The 21414-nt window shown below is 70.8% G+C and carries 20 protein-coding genes; 10 read left to right on the top strand and 10 right to left on the bottom strand.

The genetic code is table 11. The features are described from left to right. The first annotated feature begins 155 nt into the window (after positions 1-155). The 4 genes from N8I86_RS24185 to N8I86_RS24170 all read left to right on the top strand — a co-directional run bounded on the left by N8I86_RS24185 (position 156) and on the right by N8I86_RS24170 (position 3502). Positions 156-1007 (top strand): helix-turn-helix domain-containing protein, encoded by an 852-nt coding sequence (locus N8I86_RS24185; RefSeq protein WP_263278698.1) that lies wholly within the window; start codon positions 156-158, stop codon positions 1005-1007. Between the two features lie 7 nt (positions 1008-1014). Next, positions 1015-1218 (top strand): DUF397 domain-containing protein, encoded by a 204-nt coding sequence (locus tag N8I86_RS24180; protein ID WP_263278697.1) that lies wholly within the window; start codon positions 1015-1017, stop codon positions 1216-1218. After that, positions 1199-2026 carry a hypothetical protein gene (locus tag N8I86_RS24175; protein ID WP_263278696.1) on the top strand — a complete coding sequence of 276 codons (828 nt, stop codon included), beginning with the start codon at positions 1199-1201 and terminating at the stop codon, positions 2024-2026. The genes N8I86_RS24180 and N8I86_RS24175 overlap by 20 nt, the downstream gene beginning before the upstream one ends. Positions 2027-2158: 132 nt before the next feature. After that, entirely contained in the window at positions 2159-3502 is a 1344-nt protein-coding gene (locus N8I86_RS24170; protein ID WP_263278695.1) for a M14 family metallopeptidase, read from the top strand. A 4-nt stretch (positions 3503-3506) separates the two neighbouring features. On the opposite strand, the gene N8I86_RS24165 is transcribed toward N8I86_RS24170, so the two are convergent. From N8I86_RS24165 to N8I86_RS24145, 5 genes are all read right to left on the bottom strand, one after another. Further along, on the bottom strand, positions 3507-4064 hold the full coding sequence (locus N8I86_RS24165; RefSeq protein WP_263278694.1) for a hypothetical protein: 558 nt from the start codon (positions 4062-4064) through the stop codon (positions 3507-3509). A 111-nt stretch (positions 4065-4175) separates the two neighbouring features. After that, entirely contained in the window at positions 4176-5651 is a 1476-nt protein-coding gene (locus tag N8I86_RS24160; RefSeq protein WP_263278693.1) for a GntP family permease, read from the bottom strand. Between the two features lie 108 nt (positions 5652-5759). Continuing rightward, the gene (locus tag N8I86_RS24155) at positions 5760-6170 is read right to left on the bottom strand and encodes a RidA family protein (RefSeq protein ID WP_263278692.1); all 411 of its coding nucleotides are present in this window, start codon (positions 6168-6170) and stop codon (positions 5760-5762) included. Further along, positions 6167-6928: an IclR family transcriptional regulator gene (locus tag N8I86_RS24150; RefSeq protein ID WP_073889097.1), complete on the bottom strand. Its 762-nt coding sequence runs from the start codon at positions 6926-6928 to the stop codon at positions 6167-6169. The genes N8I86_RS24155 and N8I86_RS24150 overlap by 4 nt, the downstream gene beginning before the upstream one ends. After that, positions 6925-8085, bottom strand: a complete 1161-nt coding sequence (locus N8I86_RS24145) for a sugar kinase (protein WP_263278691.1) — start codon at positions 8083-8085, stop codon at positions 6925-6927. The genes N8I86_RS24150 and N8I86_RS24145 overlap by 4 nt, the downstream gene beginning before the upstream one ends. A gap of 134 nt (positions 8086-8219) precedes the next feature. Between N8I86_RS24145 and N8I86_RS24140 the strand changes: the two genes are divergently transcribed. After that, positions 8220-9503: an amino acid deaminase gene (locus N8I86_RS24140; protein WP_263278690.1), complete on the top strand. Its 1284-nt coding sequence runs from the start codon at positions 8220-8222 to the stop codon at positions 9501-9503. Positions 9504-9511: 8 nt separating this feature from the next. After that, the gene (locus N8I86_RS24135) at positions 9512-11137 is read left to right on the top strand and encodes an N-acyl-D-amino-acid deacylase family protein (RefSeq protein ID WP_263278689.1); all 1626 of its coding nucleotides are present in this window, start codon (positions 9512-9514) and stop codon (positions 11135-11137) included. 54 nt (positions 11138-11191) lie between these two features. Here N8I86_RS24135 and N8I86_RS24130 read toward each other — a convergent pair whose 3' ends face one another. Beyond that, the gene (locus N8I86_RS24130) at positions 11192-12040 is read right to left on the bottom strand and encodes a trypsin-like serine peptidase (protein ID WP_263278688.1); all 849 of its coding nucleotides are present in this window, start codon (positions 12038-12040) and stop codon (positions 11192-11194) included. Positions 12041-12768: 728 nt separating this feature from the next. Further along, positions 12769-13467, bottom strand: coding sequence for a TrbL/VirB6 family protein (locus N8I86_RS24125; RefSeq protein WP_263278687.1), 699 nt, complete (start codon positions 13465-13467; stop codon positions 12769-12771). A gap of 125 nt (positions 13468-13592) precedes the next feature. Between N8I86_RS24125 and N8I86_RS24120 the strand changes: the two genes are divergently transcribed. The 3 genes from N8I86_RS24120 (at position 13593) to N8I86_RS24110 (ending at position 16114) form a co-directional block, all read left to right on the top strand. Further along, on the top strand, positions 13593-14804 hold the full coding sequence (locus tag N8I86_RS24120; protein ID WP_073889090.1) for a pyridoxal phosphate-dependent aminotransferase: 1212 nt from the start codon (positions 13593-13595) through the stop codon (positions 14802-14804). Between the two features lie 99 nt (positions 14805-14903). Further along, the gene (locus N8I86_RS24115; protein ID WP_123436839.1) at positions 14904-15323 is read left to right on the top strand and encodes an SCO4983 family protein; all 420 of its coding nucleotides are present in this window, start codon (positions 14904-14906) and stop codon (positions 15321-15323) included. A gap of 203 nt (positions 15324-15526) precedes the next feature. Further along, positions 15527-16114: a tetratricopeptide repeat protein gene (locus N8I86_RS24110; protein ID WP_263278686.1), complete on the top strand. Its 588-nt coding sequence runs from the start codon at positions 15527-15529 to the stop codon at positions 16112-16114. A 36-nt stretch (positions 16115-16150) separates the two neighbouring features. Here N8I86_RS24110 and N8I86_RS24105 read toward each other — a convergent pair whose 3' ends face one another. Continuing rightward, positions 16151-17266: a glycosyltransferase gene (locus tag N8I86_RS24105; RefSeq protein WP_263278685.1), complete on the bottom strand. Its 1116-nt coding sequence runs from the start codon at positions 17264-17266 to the stop codon at positions 16151-16153. Between the two features lie 291 nt (positions 17267-17557). Here N8I86_RS24105 and N8I86_RS24100 point away from each other — a divergent pair, with 291 nt between their 5' ends. Then, complete coding sequence (locus tag N8I86_RS24100) at positions 17558-18181, top strand: tetratricopeptide repeat protein (RefSeq protein WP_263278684.1); 624 nt, start codon at positions 17558-17560, stop codon at positions 18179-18181. Between the two features lie 144 nt (positions 18182-18325). On the opposite strand, the gene N8I86_RS24095 is transcribed toward N8I86_RS24100, so the two are convergent. Both N8I86_RS24095 and N8I86_RS24090 read right to left on the bottom strand, forming a co-directional pair. Then, complete coding sequence (locus N8I86_RS24095) at positions 18326-19114, bottom strand: hypothetical protein (RefSeq protein ID WP_263278683.1); 789 nt, start codon at positions 19112-19114, stop codon at positions 18326-18328. Positions 19115-19583: 469 nt separating this feature from the next. Further along, on the bottom strand, positions 19584-21407 hold the full coding sequence (locus N8I86_RS24090; protein ID WP_263278682.1) for a phosphoenolpyruvate carboxykinase (GTP): 1824 nt from the start codon (positions 21405-21407) through the stop codon (positions 19584-19586). Between the last annotated feature and the right edge of the window lie 7 nt (positions 21408-21414).

Below are 21414 nucleotides of genomic sequence, written 5' to 3'. Positions count from 1 at the left end.
GCGGACGTCATGGCAGGACGTCGCGGTGCGCTTCCGCTGCGTGTTCGGTGCGTCACCGAAGGTAGGACCTAAATTTATGACCACGCAAGCCGTTGCCGTAATCTTGCGCTCGAAAGAGTCGACAGACCTAGGTGGTTGGGGCGGAGAGGAAGCCAATGGGGCGTCGCCAGGAACCCACCGCACGCCAGGCGCGTCTGGGCCGTGAGCTGCGAAGATTGCGCGAGGCCGCAGGGCTGAAAGCAACGGAGGCGGCAGGACTGCTCGGGGTGAACTCGGTGCAGATGAGTCACATCGAGTCGGGGATCTCGGGTGTCAGCGAGCAACGACTACGTCGGCTCGCGGCAAACTACGCCTGCACTGATGCCGAGTTGGTCGATGCCCTGGTAGCCATGGCTACGGACAGGTCGCGGGGCTGGTGGGAGGAGTACCGAGGCGTTCTGCCCGCCGCCTACCTGGACCTTGCCGAGCTCGATCACCACGCCACGTTCCGTCATGACGTGGCGATCACCCACGTGCCTGGGCTCTTCCAGACGGAGGACTACGCCCGCTCCCTCTTCGGCTACATGAACCCGGAGTTCCCTGAGGACGAAGTGGCACTCAGGGTCGAGCATCGGATGAAGCGGAGGGTGGTGATCGAGGGCGCCACCCCCATTCCGTACGAGACGGTGATCCACGAGGCAGCACTGCGTATCCGTGTGGCCGGGCGAGCCGCCACCCAAGTTCAGTTGCGCCGCATCCTCGAGCTGTCAGAGCTCGAGCACATTACCGTCCAAGTCATCCCCTTCACTCATGAGGACTTTGCAGGAGCTGGGAGCACCATGGTGCACTCCGGAGGCTCGCTTCCCCAGTTGGACACCGTCGTACGGGATGCGCCGCACGGTACGGCCTTTGTTGATTCTGAAGCTCAGCTGGAGCACTTTCGAACGCTCTTCCGTAGGGTGAGAGGCGAAGCGCTGCCGCCGAAGCAGTCGCGTGACCTCATCAACCAGTTGGCGAAGGAGCTGTGAGGCCGGCATGACCGACCCCTCCCTTTGGAAGAAGTCGTCCCACTCCGGCGGCGGTGAGGGCAACGACTGCGTCGAAGTCGCCCGCCTGCATACCCACATAGCCGTCCGCGACTCCAAGGCCCCGGCCCGAGCCACCCTCACCTTCCCGAGCGCCGCCTTCGCCCCCTTCCTCCACGCCCTGAAGAACGCTCATGTGCATCTCGGCCGCTGAAGCCGCCTTCTCCGGCACCACCCTGTACTGCGGGCGGCTCCGGCATCCCGTGCACGGGCTCATCCATGTCATGGGGTACCAGAACACGGCGCTGAACCTCGCCGCCGGGCCCAACGCCATGCTGCTCCACCTGCCCACCCGGCGGCTCGCGCCCGAGCAGTTCGTGTCCGTCGGGCGGGCCGACGACATCCTGCGCCGGATGGTGGACGCCGTCGAGATCAAGGATGTCCAGGACGACGGCATCGCCTGGATGGGCCTGAGCCGCTCCCCCGTGCGGGTCTTCGATCACGACGTGTACACCGTGCTGCTCGCCGACGACCCCCGTCTGATCCCCACCGCCCTCCACCAGGTCCCGTGGAACAGACGACCCGCGGTCAGCCCCGAGCTGCTGGACTTCTACGCCGGGCTCTTCCCCGACCACGCCGTCGCCCTGTGCTGCTTCGACAACGCCGACGCCCGGCGCGCCAAGCCGCTGCTGGTCCGGTACGAGCCGCTCGACCCCGACCGGTTGAGCGTGCCGGCGCTGGACAGCCACACCGGTGGGCCGCCCGACCTCGGCGCGGACGTACCCGTCGACCACTGGGTGCTGTTCTCCACCGACGAGGCCCCGGACGACTGGGGCGCACCCGTCACCTACCCCGAGCGGATGCGGCACAGCCTGCGGGCCCTCCTGCCCGACAGGGTCGTGGGGCGGTATTACGGCGACGGCCGGGCCCTGCCCAACGGGGACTTCGGCATCAGCCACCAGGAGCTGCTGACCGGCGACCTCGACCGCGTCGAGCGGCACCGGCCGGCCCCCACCTCGTAGGACCCGCCCACCCCTTTTCGGCCGGACCCTTTGACCCACCTTGACCTGGCCATGACACGGCAGGACCATGAGGCGCCCGCACCCAACGCACGTCGCACTGAAGCACCCCCACCTCCACCCCAAGGAGTTTTCATGCGACTTCGCACCCGTGGCTCCGGCGCGCGCGGCGGCAGACGTGCCGCCGGCCTCGGCGCCCTGCTGGCCCTCGCCCTCGCCGCTCCCGTGGCGGCGACCGCCCCGAGCGCCAGCGCCGACAGCACCCGCAAGGCCGCTCCCGCCGGCCACGACATCCGGCAGTACGAGATCCACCAGCGCTCGACTCCCGTCACCCGTACGGCCATTCAGGCCACCGGCGTCACCGTGGACGAGGCCGACGAGGAAACCGTCGTCGTCTCCGGGCGCGCCGACCAGATCCGGAGACTGCGCCGACTCGGCTACGAGGTCAGCCCGTTGGGCGCCGCTCCCGCGCGGTCGGGAGCGCGGCTGCGCGACTTCCCCACCGCCGACTCGAAGTACCACAACTACGCCGAGGCGAACGCGGAGATCGACCAGCGGCTGGCCGCCTACCCGGGCATCATGAGCAAGCGCGTGATCGGGAAGTCGTACCAGGGACGCGACATCGTCGCCATCAAGGTCAGCGACAACGTCGGGACCGACGAGGACGAGCCCGAGGTGCTCTTCACCGCCCACCAGCACGCGCGGGAGCACCTGACCGTGGAGATGGCGCTGTACCTGCTGCGCGAGCTGGGCGCGGGGTACGGGACGGACTCCCGGATCACGAACCTCGTGAACAGCCGGGAGATCTGGATCGTGCCGGATCTGAACCCGGACGGCGGGGAGTACGACATCGCCACCGGCTCATACCGGTCGTGGCGGAAGAACCGGCAGCCCAACTCCGGTTCCTCGGCCGTCGGTACGGACCTCAACCGGAACTGGGACTACAAGTGGGGCTGCTGCGGCGGTTCGTCGAGCAGCAAGTCGTCCGAGACGTACCGCGGCGCCTCCCCCGAGTCCGCGCCCGAGGTCAAGGTCGTCGCCGACTTCGTCCGCAGCCGGGTCGTCGGCGGCAAGCAGCAGATCAAGGCCGGGATCGACTTCCACACCTACAGCGAGCTGGTGCTCTGGCCGTTCGGGTGGACGTACAACGACACCGCGACCGGCATGACGGCCGACGACGCCGCCGCCTTCAAGGCCGTGGGGCAGAAGATGGCCGCGAGCAACGGGTACACCCCGGAGCAGTCGAGCGACCTGTACATCACGGACGGGTCGATCGACGACTACCTGTGGGGGACGCAGAAGATCTTCGACTACACCTTCGAGATGTATCCGACGTCCGCCTGGAACGGCGGGTTCTACCCGCCCGACGAGGTGATCGAGCGGGAGACCTCCCGCAACAAGGACGCCGTGCTGCAACTGCTGGAGAACGCCGACTGCATGTACCGGGCGATCGGCAAGGCCGCCCAGTACTGCAGCTAGCTCCTCAGGCCTCCTCGAAGTAGGCGTCGAGCACCGCGTCCAACTGCTCGTCCCACTCCTGGAAGCGCGCCCTGGCCGCCGCCTCGATCTCGATCGGGTACCAGCGGCGGTCAGGGGTGTGCACGGTGATCGTGAACCGCTTGCCGAAGCGGGGCGACTCCGTCTCCACGGCGGCGATCTCGTCCCAGCGGAACTCGCAGGACTCCTCGTCCAGGCGGAGGCGGACGCCCTTGCGGTCGGCCACTATCCGTGCGCGGCGGTCGGCGGCCTCGAAGACGGGGCCGTCGGCCGCGTCCTCGTCGTCCGCCTGCTCCGCCTCGTCCGCCGGCGCTTCGTCCGACGGCCGGTCCGGGCCAGCCGGCGCCTCGGACTCCGGTTCCCCGGCCGTCGCCGGGGCCGCCTGAGCGACCGCGTCCTGCGGCTCGGCCTCGTCCTCGCTCCCGGCCTGCGCCGGAACCGCGGCGGGAGCCGTGATGCCGGGGATGAAGGCCGGGTCGAAACCGGCACCCTTCACGGGCTCGCCCTCCAGGGGCTTGCTGCTCGATCCTATGCGCTGCTCCACGGCGGCAGTATGGACGACTTACCTGTGCCGGAACCAGTCAGCCCGCCCATCCCTTGGTTCACACGGGTCACCGATGGCCGACATGTACGGCTCGAACGGCTCGTACGGGCCCTAGACGAACACGCTCACCAGTGCCGCCACCGCGAACCCCGCCACGGAGAGCACCGACTCCAGGACCGTCCACGTCCTCAGCGTGTCGCGCTCGCTGATGCCGAAGTACTTGGCCACCATCCAGAAGCCGCCGTCGTTGACGTGCGAGGCGAAGATGGACCCCGCGGAGATGGCCATGATGACGAGGGCGACGAAGGCCTGGGAGTGGTGGCCCTCCGTCAGGAGCGGCGCCACGATGCCCGCCGTGGTGACGATCGCGACCGTCGCCGAGCCCTGGGCGACCCGCAGCACGAGCGAGATCAGGTACGCCAGCACGATCACCGGCAGGCCCACGCCGTTGAAGGTGTCGGAGAGCGCCTGGGCGACCCCGCTCGCCTTCAGCACGGCGCCGAAGACCCCGCCCGCGCCGACCACCAGCAGGATGTTGCCGACCGGCTTGAGGGACGAGGTCGACACCGACTCCAGGGACTTGCGGGACCAGCCGCGCCGGATGCCGAGCAGGTAGTAGGCGAGCAGCAGGGCGATGGTCAGGGCCACGAAGGGGTGGCCGAAGAACTCCAGCACCGAGCGGCCCGGGGAGGGGTCCAGCGCGATCGAGGAGAAGGTCGCGGCGAGGATCAGGATCAGGGGCGTACCGATGATGGCGAGGACCGTGCCGAGCGGTACCGGCTTCTCCCGGGGTTCCACGCCCTGCGCGCGCTGCTCGGCGAGGACGGCCCGCCTGGCCTCCTCCGCGGCCTCGACCATGTCCTGCGGTACGGCGACGAAGATCCGCCTGCCGACCCAGGCGGAGTAGGCCCACGCGGCGAGGACGGCCGGGATGCCGCAGACGACGCCCATGAGGATGACCCAGCCGAGCTGGACGTGCAGCAGTCCGGCGGCGGCGACCGGACCGGGGTGCGGCGGCAGGAAGGCGTGGGTCATGGAGAGGCCCGCGAGCAGCGGCAGGCAGTAGAGCAGGATCGACTTGCCGCCGCGCTTGGCGGCCGCGTACACGAGCGGCGCCAGGACGAAGATGCCGACGTCGAAGAAGACCGGGATGCCGAAGATCAGGCCGGTCAGGCCCATGGCGAGCGGGGCGCGCCGCTCACCGAAGAGACCCAGCAGGCGGGAGGCCAGCACCTCGGCGCCGCCGCTGACTTCGAGGATCGCGCCGAGCATGGTGCCGAGGCCGATGATGATCGCGACGTGGCCGAGGATGCCGCCCATGCCGGACTCGATGGTGGAGACGGCGTCGGAGCGCTGGACGGTGCCGAAGAGTTCGGTGACCGAGAGGCCGGCGAGCAGGCCGACGGCTATGGAGACGGCGAGGAGGGCGACGAAGGGCTGCAGCCGCACCTTGATGATCAGGAAGAGGAGCAGGGCTATGCCGATGGCGGCGACGGTGAGCAGTCCGGTGGTGCCGTCGAGGAGGAGGAGCAGGCCGCCGGTGTGGGGTGGTGCGGCGGGGGCGGCCGCGGCGAGCGGAAGGGGCATCGAGGGGGTCCTCTGGGTAAGTGCATCGTGCTTTCGGGCAGGGGGGATCGCGGCACGGCGCCCGGAAGGGTGCCGTGCCGTGCGGGACGTACGGGGGGTGCGGTGGCGTCAGCCGAGTACGGCGAGCGCGTCGATCTCGATGAGGAGCCCGGCCGGCAGACCGACGTAGACCGTCGTGCGGGCCGCGGGCGGCTGGGTGAGGCTCTGCTCCCCGAAGTAGGCGTTGTAGATCTCGTTCATCTCGGCGAAGTGGTCCACGTCGGTGAGGTAGACGCGGATCATCATCACGTCGTCCCAGCTCGCGCCGCCCTCTTCGAGGATCGCCTTGACGTTGGCGAGGGTCTGCAGGGTCTGCTCGCGCAGGGTGGGGCCGGCCGGGGTGGGGGCCTTGCCCTCCTCGGCGGGCAGGAAGCCCACCTGGCCGGCGACCTGGAGGATGTTGCCCTTCTTCACCCCGTGGGAGAACTGCGCGGGCGGGGCGGTGTGGGTCTTCGGGGTGAGCGCGGTCTTTTCCGTCATGCGGGGTCCCTTACTGGTGTTCTGCCGGAGTACTCGCCGCTGATCGCGTCCGCCGTACGGCGCACCAGCGGGAGCAGGGTGAGGAGTTCCTCGGCGGTGACTACGACGTTCGGCGCGGACACCGACATCGCGGCGACCACCCGGCCGTCGGCGCCGCGGACGGGGGCCGCGACGCAGTTGATGGACTCCTCGTGGCCACCGAGGTCGGTGGCCCAGCCCTGTTCGCGCACCTGCTCCAGCTCCCGCAGGAAGGCGGGCGCGTTGGGGGTGGAACGGGCCGTGTAGAGGGGGTAGTCGAGCGTGTCCGCGAGGGCGCGGCGCTCGGGTTCGGGCAGGTCGGCGAGGAGGAGCTTGGCGACGGCGGCGACCGTGATGGCCACCGGCTTCCCGATCCGCGAGTACATCCGCACGGGGTAGCGGCTCTCCACCTTGTCGATGTAGAGCACCTCGTTCTCCTCGTGGACGGCGAGGTGGACGGTGTGTCCGCACTGCTCGTTGAGGCGTACGAGGTGGGGGTGGGCGATCTCGCGGATGTCGAGGTTCTCCATCGCCTCCTGGGCGAGGGCGAAGAGGCGGGCGCCGAGCCGGTAGCGCTGGTCGGACTGGCGGTAGACCAGGCCGTGCTCGTGCAGCGTGCGCAGCAGCCGTAGCGCCGTGGACTTGTGCACGCCGAGGCGGTCGGCGACCTGCCCGAGGTCGGCGGGGCCCTCGGCGAGCAGCGGCAGGATGCTCAGGGCGCGGTCGACGGTCTGACTCATGGGGTGATCGCCTCCTCATCGGCCTGTCCGGCGTGCGTCCAGCCGGGGCCGAGTCGAAGTCTCCCCCATGCCCCCGCGTCCACGGCCGCCAGGCGGTCGGCGTGCCCCCGGGAGGGGGGTGCGGCGAGGTCGCCGGGTGTGGTGAGGGCGGCGGCGGCGAAGAGGTGGCCGTACCTCAGGCGGGTGCGCAGGGGGAGACCGCGCAGGGTGCCCGAGAGGAATCCGGCGGCGAAGGCGTCGCCGGCGCCGGTGGTCGCCACGACGTCGACGTGGAGGGCGGGCTCGAAGACGGGTCCTGGGCCGGGTGGGGCGGGCAGCGGGGGCCGGGATCCGGTGTCGCGGTCCTCGCGCGCGGAGCCGGACGGCGGCGGCCCCGGCTCCGCGCCTCCCGCCTCGCGTGCGAACGCCGTCGCGCCGTGCGCGCCCTGTTTGACCACCAGCACGGCCGGTTCCGGCAGGGCCCCACGGATCGCCTCCGGGCCGCCGGTGATCCCCCAGGCGTGCTCGGCCTCGTCGTCGCCGACGAAGACGATGTCGGCGCCGCGCGCCAGTTCCAGCAGCACCCGCGGGCCGTCCGCGTCCGGCCAGAGCGCCGGCCGGTGGTTGACGTCGAAGGAGACCAGCGGGCGGCCGGGCCGGCGTGCCGTCAGTTCCCGCGTCAGCTCCAGGCAGTCGCGGGAGAGGGCGGCCGTGATCCCGGACAGGTGCAGCACCCGTGCGGTCCGTACGGCGGCCGGGTCGACGTTGCCCACGGCCATGGCGGAGGCCGCCGATCCGGCCCGGTAGTACGCCACCTCGTGCGCGTCGGTGGCCCGGTCGGCCGCCGTGCGGAAGTAGACGCCCGTGGGCCGGTGGGCGTCGCGGCGGACGGCACGGACGTCGACGCCGTATCCGGCGATCCGCTCCACCAGGTGCTCCCCGAAGCCGTCGGCGCCCACGCGGCTGACCCAGCGGGCCGGGTGCCCGGCGGCGGCCAGCACGCAGGCCACGTTGGACTCGGCGCCGCCGATGCCCCGCTCGAAGGAGGCCACGTCGGCGAGGCGCCCCGGCCCGGACGGCAGGAACGTGACCATGGACTCGCCGAGCGCCACCACGTCCACGACGTCCACCACATCCACGGCGTCGGGGGTGGCGCGGGGGTGTCCGTCGGCGGTCACGATGGTGGGGCTCCTTGTCCGTGTCCCGGGGCGGCGGTTTCGTTGACCCGGTGTTCGCGAGATGTTAGACAGCAGTGAGCGACATACGCAATGGATGTTGCATACAGTGCAACGCACCTGATCAGGAGGGTTTCATGGGCCGTCAGACCGGCGCCGAAGCGCTCGCCGCCCTCGCAGAGGAACGCGTCGACCACCGCTTCAAGGGCCTCCCCCCGGACGCCGACGGCCTCACCGTCGCCGAACTGGCCGCCCAGCGCCGCAATCTCTTCCGCGCGGCGGACGGCTTCACCACCCCCGTCCTCGCCCTGTCCGCGGAGCGCCTGGAGCACAACCTGGCGCTGATGGAGACGTACACCGTCCGGCACGGCCTCGCCTTCGCCCCGCACGGCAAGACCTCCATGGCCCCGCAGCTCTTCCGGCGCCAGATCGAGCACGGCGCGTGGGGCATCACGCTGGCCGTCCCCCACCAGGTGCGCGTGGCGCGGGCGTTCGGGGTGCGGCGGATCTTCCTGGCCAACGAACTGGTGGACGCCTCGGCTCTGCGCTGGATCGCCGCCGAACTTGCCGCCGACCCGGAGTTCCACTTCGTCTGCTACGTCGACTCCGTGCGCGGGGTGGAGCTGATGGACGCGGCCCTGCACGGCTCCGGCCGCCCGGTGGACGTGGTCGTGGAGCTGGGCGCGGGAGACGGCGCCCGGACCGGCGTCCGCACGGAGGAGGAGTGCCTGGCCGTCGCCGCGGCCGTCGCCGCCGTACCGACCCTGCGCCTGGTCGGGGTGGCGGGCTACGAGGGCGAGGTGCGCGAGGCCGACCCGCAGCGGGTGGCGGCCTACCTGCGGCGGCTGACGGCGCTCGCCGCCTCACTCGACGAGGCGGGCCGGTTCGCGGACGCGGAGGAGATCGTGGTGAGCGCGGGCGGCAGCGCCTGGTTCGACACGGTGGCCGAGGTCTTCGGCGAGCTGCCCGCGCTCTCCCTGCCGGTACTGAAGCTGCTCCGCTCGGGCGCCTACGTCTCGCACGACGACGGGCACTACCGAAGGCTCACCCCGTTCGCCCGGGTCCCGGAGGAGGGCGCCCTGGAGCCCGCCTTCCGGCTGTGGGCCGAGGTCGTCTCCCGGCCGGCCCCCGGGCAGGCCTTCGCCAACGCGGGCAAGCGCGACGCGGCCTACGACCTGGACCTGCCCACCGCGCAGGTGCTCCGCCGGGACGGCGCCGAGCGGCCGGCCACCGGTGTCACGGTGACCGGTCTGTCCGACCAGCACACCTGGCTGCGCACCGGCCCGGAGGCGGACGTCGAGGTCGGCGACTGGATCGGCCTCGGCCTCTCCCACCCGTGCACGTCCTTCGACAAGTGGCAGCTGATCCCGGTGGCGGAGGCGGACGGCACGGTCGTCGACTACATCCGCACGTTCTTCTAGGAGGCCCCGTGGAGGACCTGGTCATCCGCGACGCGGACGTCGTCGACGGCAGCGGCGCGGACTCCTACCGCGCCGACGTCCTGATCGACGGCGGCCGGATCGTCTCGATCGTCAAGGAGGCGGCCGCGGCCGGCTGCCAACGCCCTTGTGCCGTACGGGAGATGGACGCGGAGGGCCTGATCCTCTCGCCGGGCTTCATCGACATGCACGCCCACTCCGACCTCGCCCTGCTGCGCGACCCCGACCACAGCGCCAAGGTCGCGCAGGGGGTCACGCTGGAGGTGCTCGGCCAGGACGGGCTGTCGTACGCCCCGGTGGACGACCGCACGCTGGCGGAGGTACGGCGTGCGATCACCGGCTGGAACGGGTACGGCGACGACGTCGACTTCGACTGGCGCTCGGTCGGCGAGTACCTGGACCGGCTGGACCGCGGCGTCGACGGCCGCGGGATCGCCGTGAACGCGGCCTACCTGGTCCCCCAGGGCACGGTCCGGGCGCTCGCCGTCGGCTGGGAGGACCGCCCGGCCACGCCCGGGGAGCTGGACCGGATGCGGCGGCTGGTCGCGGAGGGTCTGGAGCAGGGGGCGGTGGGCCTGTCCTCCGGGCTCACCTACACACCCGGCATGTACGCCGAGGACGCCGAACTGACCGAACTGTGCCGGGTGGTGGCCGCGTACGGCGGCTACTACTGCCCGCACCACCGCTCCTACGGCGCCGGCGCCCTGGAGGCCTACGCCGAGATGATGGCCCTGACCCGGGAGGCCGGCTGCCCGCTGCACCTGGCGCACGCGACGATGAACTTCGGCGTGAACGAGGGCCGGGCGCCCGAACTGCTGGCGCTGCTCGACCGGGCCCTGGACGCGGGCGCGGACATCACGCTGGACACCTATCCCTACACCCCCGGCTGCACCACGCTCGCCGCGCTGCTGCCCGGCTGGGTGAGCGAGGGCGGTCCGGAGGCGGTGCTGGCCCGGCTCACCGATCCGGCGACGGCCGAACGCATCCGGCACGAGCTCGAGGTGACCGGCTCGGACGGCTGCCACGGCGTGCCCGTGGAGTGGGAGACGATCGAGATCGCCGGGGTGGCCGATCCGGCGCTCGGCGACCATGTGGGCCGCACGGTCCGCGAGTCGGCGGAGCTGCGCGGCGAGAGCCCGTGGACCACGGCCCACCGGCTGCTGGTCGAGGACCGGCTCGGTACGACGATCCTCCAGCACGTCGGCCACGAGGAGAACGTCCGCACGATCATGCGGCACCGGACCCACACCGGCGGCTCCGACGGCATCCTCCAGGGCGCCAAGCCGCACCCGCGCGCCTACGGCACCTTCCCGCGCTACCTCGGCCACTACGTACGGGAGTTGGGCGTGCTCACGCTGGAGGAGTGCGTCGCCCGTCTCACCGGGCGGCCCGCGGCCCGGCTGCGCCTGCCGGACCGCGGTCTGGTGCGCGAGGGGTTCCGGGCCGACCTGGTGCTGTTCGACCCGGAGACGGTCGCGTCCGGTGCCACCTTCGCCGAGCCGCGCAGGCTGCCGGCCGGCATCCCGCACGTCCTGATCGACGGCCGGTTCGCCGTCGAGGACGGCAGGCGGACGGACGTCCTGGCGGGGCGGGCGGTCCGCCGCACTCCGGCGTGACCGCCCGGCCCCGACGGGCACGGGGCTACGACAGGGCTGTGGCTACGGCTACGGCTACGGCTTGGGCAGGGTGCAGCCGGCCGCGCTCAGGTTCAGCTGGTTGCCGGTCGTGAAGCAGGCCGGGATGAGGTAGGTCTCCTCGGCGTAGTTGATGCCCTGGCGGACGGTGACGTTGCCGTTGGCGTCGACCTCGCACGGGTTGTTCTCCGTGCAGCGCTGGCCGTCCTCGTTGCCGGTGTTGTTGACGGCGACGACCTTGCCGGTGTTCGTGTCGATCACCGGCGAGCCCGAGGTGCCGCCGATGGTGTTGCAGGACGAGGTGTAGCGGAGCGAGTCCTTCCAGGTCCAGTCGCCTTCCTTGAGCCGGTAGACGAACCCGTCGACGTTGCAGCTGTAGATCCGCTTCCAGTAGCCGGACACCACCTTGATGGGCGTGCCGGCGGTCGGGTGGGTGTCCTGCACGGTGAGCGGGCTGATGCCGTACGAGCTCTTGATCTTCGCGTACGTGGTGGTGGTCCGGTAGATCGTGACGTCCGTGTCCGTCATGGTCGAGTAGACGACCTGGTTGGCGCGGAGCGTGGCGACCTTGGTGCCGGCGGAGTTCAGCAGGCCGAAGGAACGGCTGGAGGACTGGCCGGTGATGACCTCGCCGGGCTCGGGGAAGCCGGTCTCCAGGCAGTGGCCGTTGGTCATGACCAGCGCCGGGTCGGTGTCCGCGGAGTTGGGGAAGCGGACGACGGAGCCGGAGCAGTTGCTGAGGGAGACGGTGCCGGCGAAGTTGACCGTCACCGCGGCGGCCTTGGCGGTGGGCTTCGCCGCGGTGTGCGGCGCGGCGACCGCCGGTGTCGCGCCCAGCCCGGCTATCGCCAGGGAGGACAACGCGGCAAGGAGAGGCTTGTTCATGTGGGGGTCCCCTCTTACGACGGAGGCGGCCGGAGCTCTTCCGGCCGCCCTTGCGTCTTTGTCATGCGCATTCTCAACGCATGGAGGGCCCCGGACAAGGAGCCGGGTCAGGTCATAGGGGTTTCCCTGTGCGGATTTCGCCGGAGGCGAGCAGGTCGGCGTCGGAGCCGCGCATACGGTCAACTCTCGGACGCGGTACGGCGGATGCACCGGAGTCCACGCCAACCAGGCTCACTGCTGCGGAACTTGCCGTGCGCACGCGGCGGGCGCGAGCGCACCCGGCTGCCGCCGGGGCCCTGCCCACCCCGCCGCCGGGAGTGACCGGAAGGCCCCGCCCGGGACGGTGAAGCCGCGGTCGGCCGGGAGGCGACGCCTCGACGCCCGCATCGCGTCCCTCGGGCGGCCCGGACACCCCCGGGCCCCCGGCCGTCGACCGTGGGTGCCGGTCAGCGGGGGCCGCGACCGTGGCCGTGGCCCCTGCCCGGGCGGTCGGGCCAGGACGCCGTCGGGGCCGGTGACGTGAGCGTCGGAGTGGCGGCGGCCGTGGAGGGCGGGGGCGAGGCCGTGGTCGCCGGGGCGCTGCTCGCCCCGGCGCCGGGAGTGACCGGAAGGCCCCGCCCGGGAGGGTGAAACCGCGGTCGGCCGGGAGGCGACGCCTCGGCGCCGGCATCGCGCCCCCGGGCGGCCCGGACACCCCCGGGCCCCCGGCCGTCGACCGCGGGTGCCGGTCAGCGGGGGCCGCGACCGTGGCCGTGGCCCCTGCCCGGGTGGTCGGGCCAGGACGTCGCCGGGGCCGGTGACGTGAGCGTGGGAGTGGCGGAGGCCGTGGAGGGCGGGGGCGAGGCCGTGGTCGCCGGGGAGCTGCTCGCCCCGGCGCCGGGACCGGCCGTCGACGTACCGGCGGCCGAGGAGGTCGCCGCGCGGAGCGGGGAGGCCGGGGTGGACGGGCCGACGGCCGTCGGGGCACCCGCCGTCGGCGCGGCCGGGGCACCGCTGTCCGTGCGGGCGCTCTCGGTGGCGTCGTCGGCGACCCGTCCGCCGCCGGCGGGACGGGACCCGTCCGGGGACCCCGAGCCGCCCGACAGCCCGGCGATCGCCGCCACGGTTCCGGCCACCCCGAGCACTCCGGCGACGACCGCGAGCCGGCGCCGGCCACCCCTGCGCCGCTGCTGCTCGCGCCGGCGTCCGGCCCGCCCCTCGCCAGGTCCGCCCGGTCCGCCCGGCTCGCGCTGCGCGGGCACGGCCGGCAGCTCGCGCGTGGCGTCGTAGGCGTTCTGCCAGCCGTGGGCGGCGGCCGGATCGGCGTAGGCGTCGTACACGGGCGCGGGGGCCTCCTGAGGGAGGTACACGTTCGGCGGAACCTGTGGCTCGCCGATCGGTACCTGCCCGCCGGACGCCCCCGCCCCGTACTCGCGTTCGGTGGACATGACGCGGATTCTAGGGACGCAAGGGACCGCTGAGACAGCCGACGGCGATATCGGGGCAATTCTTCGTGTCTCACGTGGCGGATAACACCACCCGTGAGCCGTTACCGGGCCGTAAGCTCACGGGCATGCAGGTGATCCAGTCGACCAAGCTCGCCAACGTCTGTTACGAGATCCGGGGCCCGGTTCTCGAGGAGGCCATGCGGCTCGAGGCGGCGGGTCACCGCATCCTCAAGCTCAACACCGGCAACCCCGCGGCGTTCGGCTTCGAGTGCCCGCCGGAGATCCTGGAGGACATCCTCCGCAACGTCTCCACCGCGCACGGCTACGGCGACGCCAAGGGCCTGCTGGCCGCCCGCCGCGCGGTCGTGATGCACAACCAGACGCTCGGCATCGAGACGGACGTCGAGCACGTCTTCATCGGCAACGGCGTCTCCGAGCTGATCGTGATGGCCATGCAGGGCCTGCTGGACGACGGCGACGAGGTCCTCGTACCGGCCCCGGACTACCCCCTGTGGACGGCGGCCGTCTCCCTCTCCGGCGGCACGGCGGTGCACTACCGCTGCGACGAGCAGTCCGACTGGATGCCCGACCTCGCCGACATCGAGCGCAAGGTCACCGACCGCACCAAGGCGATCGTCATCATCAACCCGAACAACCCCACGGGCGCGGTCTACGACGAGGCCGTGCTCAAGGGGCTGACGGACATCGCCCGCCGGCACAACCTCCTCGTCTGCTCCGACGAGATCTACGACAAGATCCTCTACGACGGCGCGACGCACACCCCGACCGCGAAGATCGCCCCGGACCTGCTCACCCTCACCTTCAACGGCATGTCCAAGGCCTACCGGGTGGCCGGCTACCGCGTCGGCTGGATGTCGATCTCCGGTCCGCGCGCGCACGCCGACTCCTACATCGAGGGCCTGACGATCCTCGCGAACATGCGGCTGTGCGCCAACATGCCGGGCCAGCACGGAGTGGTCGCCGCACTGAGCGGACGCCAGACGATCAACGACCTGGTACTGCCGGGCGGCCGGCTGAAGGAGCAGGTGGACACCGCCTACGAGCTGCTGACGCAGATCCCGGGCGTGAGCTGCGTACGGCCGAAGGGCGCGCTGTACCTCTTCCCGCGCCTGGACCCGCAGGTCTTCAAGATCAAGGACGACCGCCGGATGGTCCTGGACCTGCTGCGCCAGGAGAAGATCATGGTCGTCCAGGGCACCGGCTTCAACTGGCCCGACCCGGACCACTTCCGCGTGGTCACCCTCCCGGCGGTCGGGGACCTGCGGGACGCGATGACCCGCATCGGCACCTTCCTGGACGGCTACAGCCAGCCGTAGCACACGGAGACCGTCGGACCGCAATCGGTGACACCGCTCAACTTTAGACGAAATCCAAGCTAAGATGGCTTCCTGTAAGCGCACAGGAGGCCATCACCCATGTACGAACCGATCCGCACCAAGTCGGTCCACAGCACGATGGCCGGCACCCCGTCCGACTTTCCCCACCGGTCGCGCGAGGAGGAGCTGGACATCCAGCTCGCCGGACACCTCGCCGCGCTGCTCGCGGTCACCGACGAACTGCGCGTCCTGACCCCGTCCGCCGGCCTCGACACGGCCGCGGAGCGCCTGACCGGCGAGATCTCCCGGCTGCGGGGAGGACGCGCGCCGCTGCGCGCGGCACCGGCCGCGGCCGGCGACCCCGCCGCCCTGCACCGTCGCGCACACGCCCTCGCCGGCCGCGCCCTCGTGGTCGCCGCCTCGCGGGCCGACACGGCGGCGGCGATCCTCTCGGCCGAGCGGATGGACGCGCACGCGGCCGCCCTGGCCGACCCGAGGGAGCTCACCGCGGCCCCCTGACCCCGCCCCGGGGTCCCACGAACGGCCCCGGTCCGCGCGCACCCGCAGCGACGCGCGGACCGGGCGCCACAGATCCGCGACCGGCGGCCACGGCCGTGGACTCTTCGCCGGAGGAACGCGACGCGTACATTCGAGTGGTCTGAGGCTCCCGCCTGCCCGGCAAGTGACGACGGCCTCATGACTTCCTCGTAACGTCGGACAGCGTGAAACACAGGCCATTGCTGGCAGGACTCTTCGGTGCGGCCGTTCTCGCCACGGGAGCGATCTCCTGGGCGGTCGCGACCCGGTCGGACATGTTCGCGGAATCCAAGGCCCCCGCACCTGCGTACCAGGAAGCGGATTCCCTGCTCCGGAAGGGCATTCAGCAGGACAGGAACCATGATCACGCGGGGGCCGCCCACTCCTACGCGCGCGTGCTCGAACTTCAACCGCAGAACAAGTACGCCTGGTACGACCTGGGATACGCCGCGGAGGAAGTCGGAAACACGGACGACGCGCGCCGGGCCTATGAAAGGGCCCTGACGATCGACCCGGCGTTCTCGCCGGCTCTCTACAACGAGGCGCTGCTTCTGAAGAAGTCCAAGCCCGACCAGGCCATGGCGCTTCTGGAACGTGCCATGACCGCCGACCCGAAGTCGGCGGCCACAGCCCACTACCACATCGGGCTCATCTGGTCGCGAAAAGGCCGTGACCGCCAAGCAGTGACGGAATTCCGCCAAGCCGTGGCGATCAACCCCTCACTTCTCTCCGAAGTGCCGCGCACATACAGGGAATCCCTGAGCAAGCACTGAACGGGGAAGTGAGCGGGGTCCGGGCTCGCCGGTGTCTCAGACGCCGGCGAGCTCTTTCGGGCTCAGCCGCTGACATGCGAGCTCAAGATTCTTCTTCACGCGCTCGCGGTGTTCCTCGGGCAGTTTCCCGCTTTCCAGCAGGCGTTCGCAGCAGTTCTTCGACTCCTCGTACTCACCCACCCAGTAGGCGGAGACCGCGAGTTCGTCCAGTGCCGCCCAGTCGTACCAGCCGGACTCGACGAACAGGCCGTGAGCCGGCTGCGGGATCCGTACCGCCTGCCGCGCGTACATATAGGCGAGAGGCCAGCGCCGGCCGTTGAGGCGGCACCAGCGCGCGAGGGCCGCCAAGGCCTCGGCGCGCGTGGGCAGGCACTCGTGGGCCCGCAGGTAGCGGTCCATCACCTCGGCGGGCGGCCGGTCGAGAGTCTCCGCGGCCCGGGCGGCCGCGAGGTGGGCGCAGAAGGTCTCGTGGTCCCAGCCGTCCATGGCCGCGCGGCGGTCGTAGGCCTCGATGGCCTTCTCCAGCTCACCCGCGTCACGCCAGCTCTGCGCGAGGTAGAAGGCGTACCGCTCGTTGCCCGGCTCCTTGGCCAGACCGTCTTCCAGGATCTTCGCGTCGCGCAGGTACTTGTCCCGCAGGCCCTCGTTCCGCTGCCGCCCCCCGCCGCCCAGGATGACCATCCGGGCGCCTTCGAGAGTGCCGAGGCTGAACGGCACACCGCATTCCACGTACTCGTGCAGAACGCCGACGTACCGCCAGGGAAGCCGCGTCGAGACCAGGGCGGGACGCCAGTAGACGCTGCCCCCGTAGTGGATGTCGACCCGGTAGGCGTCGTGGGTCAACTCGGGCATACGAAAGCCCGGCTCCATCTCCATGACGTCGTCGGCGTCGATGAAGAACAGGAATTCGGCGCGGTCACGGGCCAGTTCGATCGCCTCGGTCCGGCTGCCGTCGAATCCCTTCCAGGACCGTTCGTACAGTTCGCCGGGCAGGTCGCGGTAGACGTCGCGGATGATGTCCTGGGTGCCGTCGGTGGAACCGGTGTCCACGATGACCCAGGTGTCGATCAAGGGCCGCACGGATTCCAGACAGCGCCGGATCACCGGGGCTTCGTCCTTGACAATCATGTTCAGACAGACCGTTGGTTTCATGGGTCCCATCCCACTCGGTGGCGGCATACAACCGAATCGGGACGGTATCCAGCAGTTTCGGCCCATGCAAAGAGGCTGAACCGGGAAAGCGTTTCCGACTCGTGCATCCGGGTGGTTCGGCTCGTGCGCGCGGACTCGGGACACCGCCGGATGGCTCGTGCATTCGAGTGGTCTGAACGACGCCGGAGCCTGCCGGAAGACACCACCTCAACCGTGGACTCGTAACGTCGGGATCGACCATCCGAGAGAACCCAACTCCACCCGCCCGCAAGCTTCCACGAAGAGTGACAAATGAAAAAATCGACCTTCTGGGCAGGAATCGCGACCGCGGCGACGGTCGTCACCGGACTGACCTTCTGGGCGGTGCACTCCCCGTCGGCGGGACCGTCGGAATCCAAATCCGTCTCGGTCGCCGGGGACACCAAGTCGGCCACCAAGCCGGCCACAAAGTCAGTCACCAACTCAGTCGACGCGCTTCTCCAGTCGGCCCTCAAGCGCCAGACGCATCAGGATTTCGCGGGCGCGGCCGAGGACTACCGGCGCGTTCTGGAAGCCGATCCGAACAACAAACAGGCCTGGTACGGCATGGGACTCATCGACCAGGCGTCCGGCAGAACGGCGGAGGCCCGCAAGGACTACGACAAGGCCCTCGAAGCCGATCCGCGCTTCACGTCCGCTCTCTACAGCCAGGCGTTCATGCTGAGATCGAGCGACCCCGACCGGGCGATCGAACTCCTCGGGCGTGCCGCCGCCATCCAGCCGAGGGCGGCAGCGGTCCAGCTGCAACTGGGCCAGTTGCTGGCGGAGCGGAACCGCGACGGCGAGGCCGGGGAAGCCTTCCGCCGTGCGGTCGCGGCCGATGGCCGTCTCCTCTCCCGGGTCCCGGAGGAATTCCGCGACGCGGCAAGCCCCTGACGGCAGAACCCCCCACCGGGCACTGCGTGGCCGACAAGCGAGCAGGTGCCCACGAGGCCGAAGCCCCGGGGCACCTGTTGCTCAGTGGTGGCCGGGAGGAGCGGGCAGTCGCTGCCGCTCCCCCCTCATCGGCCGGTCACTGCCTCACGACGTCCTGACACAGACCACGTAGGCGGTGATGTTGTTCTCGTTGTTGGCGGTGGTGGTGGCCGTCCATGCCGTCGGCGACGTCGTCGAGCTGCCGTCGGCGGGGTAGGTCTCGACCAGGTCGCCGTTGGTGGCGAGGGCACCGCCGCCGGTGGCGAAGTCGCCCTCGTCACAAGAAGCGGTCACCGAGCGCGTCCCGGTGGCGGTGTTGACGTACGTGCCTGCGATCGTGCCCGTGGCACCCGTCGCACCGGTGGCACCGGTGGCACCGGTCGCGCCGGTGGCACCCGTCGCGCCGGTGGCACCCGTCGGGCCCACGGAACCGGTACCGCCAGGACCCGTCGGGCCCGTCGCACCCGTGGCACCGGTGGCACCCGTCGGGCCCACGGAACCGGTACCGCCAGGACCCGTCGGGCCCGTGGCACCGGTCGCACCCGTGGCACCGGTGGCGCCCGTGGCGCCGTTCTCGCAGTGGCAGGGCTTGCCGCCGTCTCCGTACTCGTCGGAGCCGGTCGGACCCGGGCCGTACGCGTCGTCGTCGGAGCCGGTCGCCCCGTACGCCTCGTCGGAGTCGGTCGGACCCTGGCTGTACGCGTCGCGCTTCCAGTCGAGGGCGTCGACGGCGGCCCTGTCGATCGCATCGGCGATGGCCGAGCTGAGGTCGTCGTGCGGGCTCTGCCGCTCCGCGACGGCGCCGGCGCTGTGCCGGTCCATCTGCTGGGCGGCGGCGACCGTGCCCGGCAGGACGTTGAGGGCGACGGTGAGCGCGCCGGTACCCACCAGCATGGCGGACTTCAGGCGCGAATTACGAATCGATCTGCGGCTCAAGAGAACCTTCCCTGGGAGTGAGCGGAATACCGCGGGCGGATGCGCCGGGGAGCGCCTTTCCGCATGCGTGTCTCGCAGCGTCGTCCGCGGACGACTACAATGTGCACGCTTCGCTCACCGAGGAAAACGACTATCTGCGCGCCGCCTGGGAAGGATCACTCGGGTGGCGTTAATTTGAGACACGAAGCGTCCAACCACGGAGTGTCCGCTTTCGCGCGAGGATTCTCTGAATTACGGCCCCACCTCCGAAAGGGGGACGTGAGTATTTTGCGAAGTCGATGTGACGCCTCGTCAGGCCGCCTTTTCCGACGACGCGAAAGGCCCCGCACACCTTTGTGCGGGGCCCTTGCGCGTTCATGTCCGCGGCCGGTCGTGACGATCGCTGGTCAGGGCACATCCAAACCGGCCGCGGAGTTCGTGGTGGGCGTCAGCCCAGGCGCTCCACCAGGGCGCGGTACTGGTCCCACAGCTCCTTCGGGGTGTGCTCGCCGAAGGTGTTGAGGTGCTCGGGGACGAGCGCCGCCTCCTCGCGCCAGACCTCCTTGTCGACCGTCAGCAGGAAGTCGAGGTCGGCGTCGGCGAGTTCGAGGCCCTTGGTGTCGAGCGCCTCCTTGGTCGGCAGGACGCCGATCGGGGTCTCGACGCCCTCGGCCTTGCCGTCGAGGCGCTCCACGATCCACTTCAGGACACGGGAGTTCTCACCGAAGCCGGGCCAGACGAACTTGCCCTCGTCGTTCTTGCGGAACCAGTTGACGTAGTAGATCTTCGGCAGCTTGGACTGGTCCTTGTCCTTGGCCACGTCGACCCAGTGGGCCATGTAGTCGCCCATGTTGTAGCCGCAGAACGGCAGCATGGCGAACGGGTCCCGGCGCAGCTCGCCGACCTTGCCCTCGGCCGCGGCGGTCTTCTCGGAGGCCACGTTGGCGCCGAGGAAGACGCCGTGGTTCCAGTCGAAGGACTCGGTCACCAGCGGCACGGCGCTGGCGCGCCGGCCGCCGAAGAGGATCGCCGAGATCGGCACGCCCTTGGGGTCCTCCCACTCGGGCGCGATGATCGGGCACTGGGAGGCGGGGACGGTGAAGCGGGCGTTGGGGTGGGCGGCCGGAACGTCGGAGGCCGGCGTCCAGTCGTTGCCCTTCCAGTCGGTCAGGTGGGCCGGGGCCTCCTCGGTCATGCCCTCCCACCAGACGTCGCCGTCGTCGGTGAGCGCCACGTTGGTGAAGACCGCGTTGCCCCACAGGGTCTTCATCGCGTTGGCGTTGGTGTGCTCTCCGGTGCCGGGCGCGACGCCGAAGAAGCCGGCCTCGGGGTTGATCGCGTAGAGACGGCCGTCCTCGCCGAAGCGCATCCAGGCGATGTCGTCGCCGATGGTCTCCACGGTCCAGCCGGAGATCGTGGGCTCCAGCATGGCGAGGTTGGTCTTGCCGCACGCGGACGGGAAGGCGGCGGCGACGTACTTCGCCTCGCCCTGCGGCGGGGTCAGCTTCAGGACGAGCATGTGCTCGGCCAGCCAGCCCTCGTCACGCGCCATGACGGAGGCGATACGCAGCGCGTAGCACTTCTTGCCGAGCAGGGCGTTGCCGCCGTAGCCGGAGCCGAAGGACCAGATCTCGCGGTCCTCGGGGAAGTGCGAGATGTACTTGGTGGAGTTGCACGGCCACGGAACGTCCTGCGCGCCCTGCTCCAGGGGCGCGCCGAGGGTGTGGACGGCCTTGACGAAGAAGCCCTCGTCGCCCAGCTCGTCGAGGACGGCCTGGCCCATGCGCGTCATCGTGCGCATGGACACGGCGACGTAGGCGGAGTCGGTGATCTCCACGCCGATCGCGGACAGCGGGGAGCCGAGCGGGCCCATGCAGAACGGGACGACGTACATCGTGCGGCCCCGCATCGAGCCCCGGAACAGGCCCTTCTCACCGGCGAAGATCTCCCGCATCTCGGCGGGGTCCTTCCAGTGGTTGGTGGGGCCCGCGTCCGCCTCCTTCTCGGAGCAGATGAAGGTCCGGTCCTCGACGCGCGCGACGTCGGTCGGGTCGGAGGCGGCGTAGTAGGAGTGCGGGCGCTTGACCGGGTCGAGCTTCTTGAAGGTGCCCTTCGCCACCAGCTCCTCGGCCAGTCGCTCGTATTCAGCCTCGGAGCCGTCGCACCAGACCACGCTGTCCGGCTGGGTCAGTTCGGCGATCTCGTTGACCCACGAGATCAGTTCCTGGTGGTTGGTGGGGACGACGGTGGGAGCCGCGATGTCGCGCGCCACGATTGCT

It is taken from the genome of Streptomyces albidicamelliae, assembly GCF_025642175.1.
GTDB classification, from domain to species: Bacteria; Actinomycetota; Actinomycetes; order Streptomycetales; family Streptomycetaceae; genus Streptomyces; species Streptomyces albidocamelliae.
Note: the sequence above shows the minus strand (reverse complement) of the source record. Positions and strands in the feature narration are given on the sequence as shown.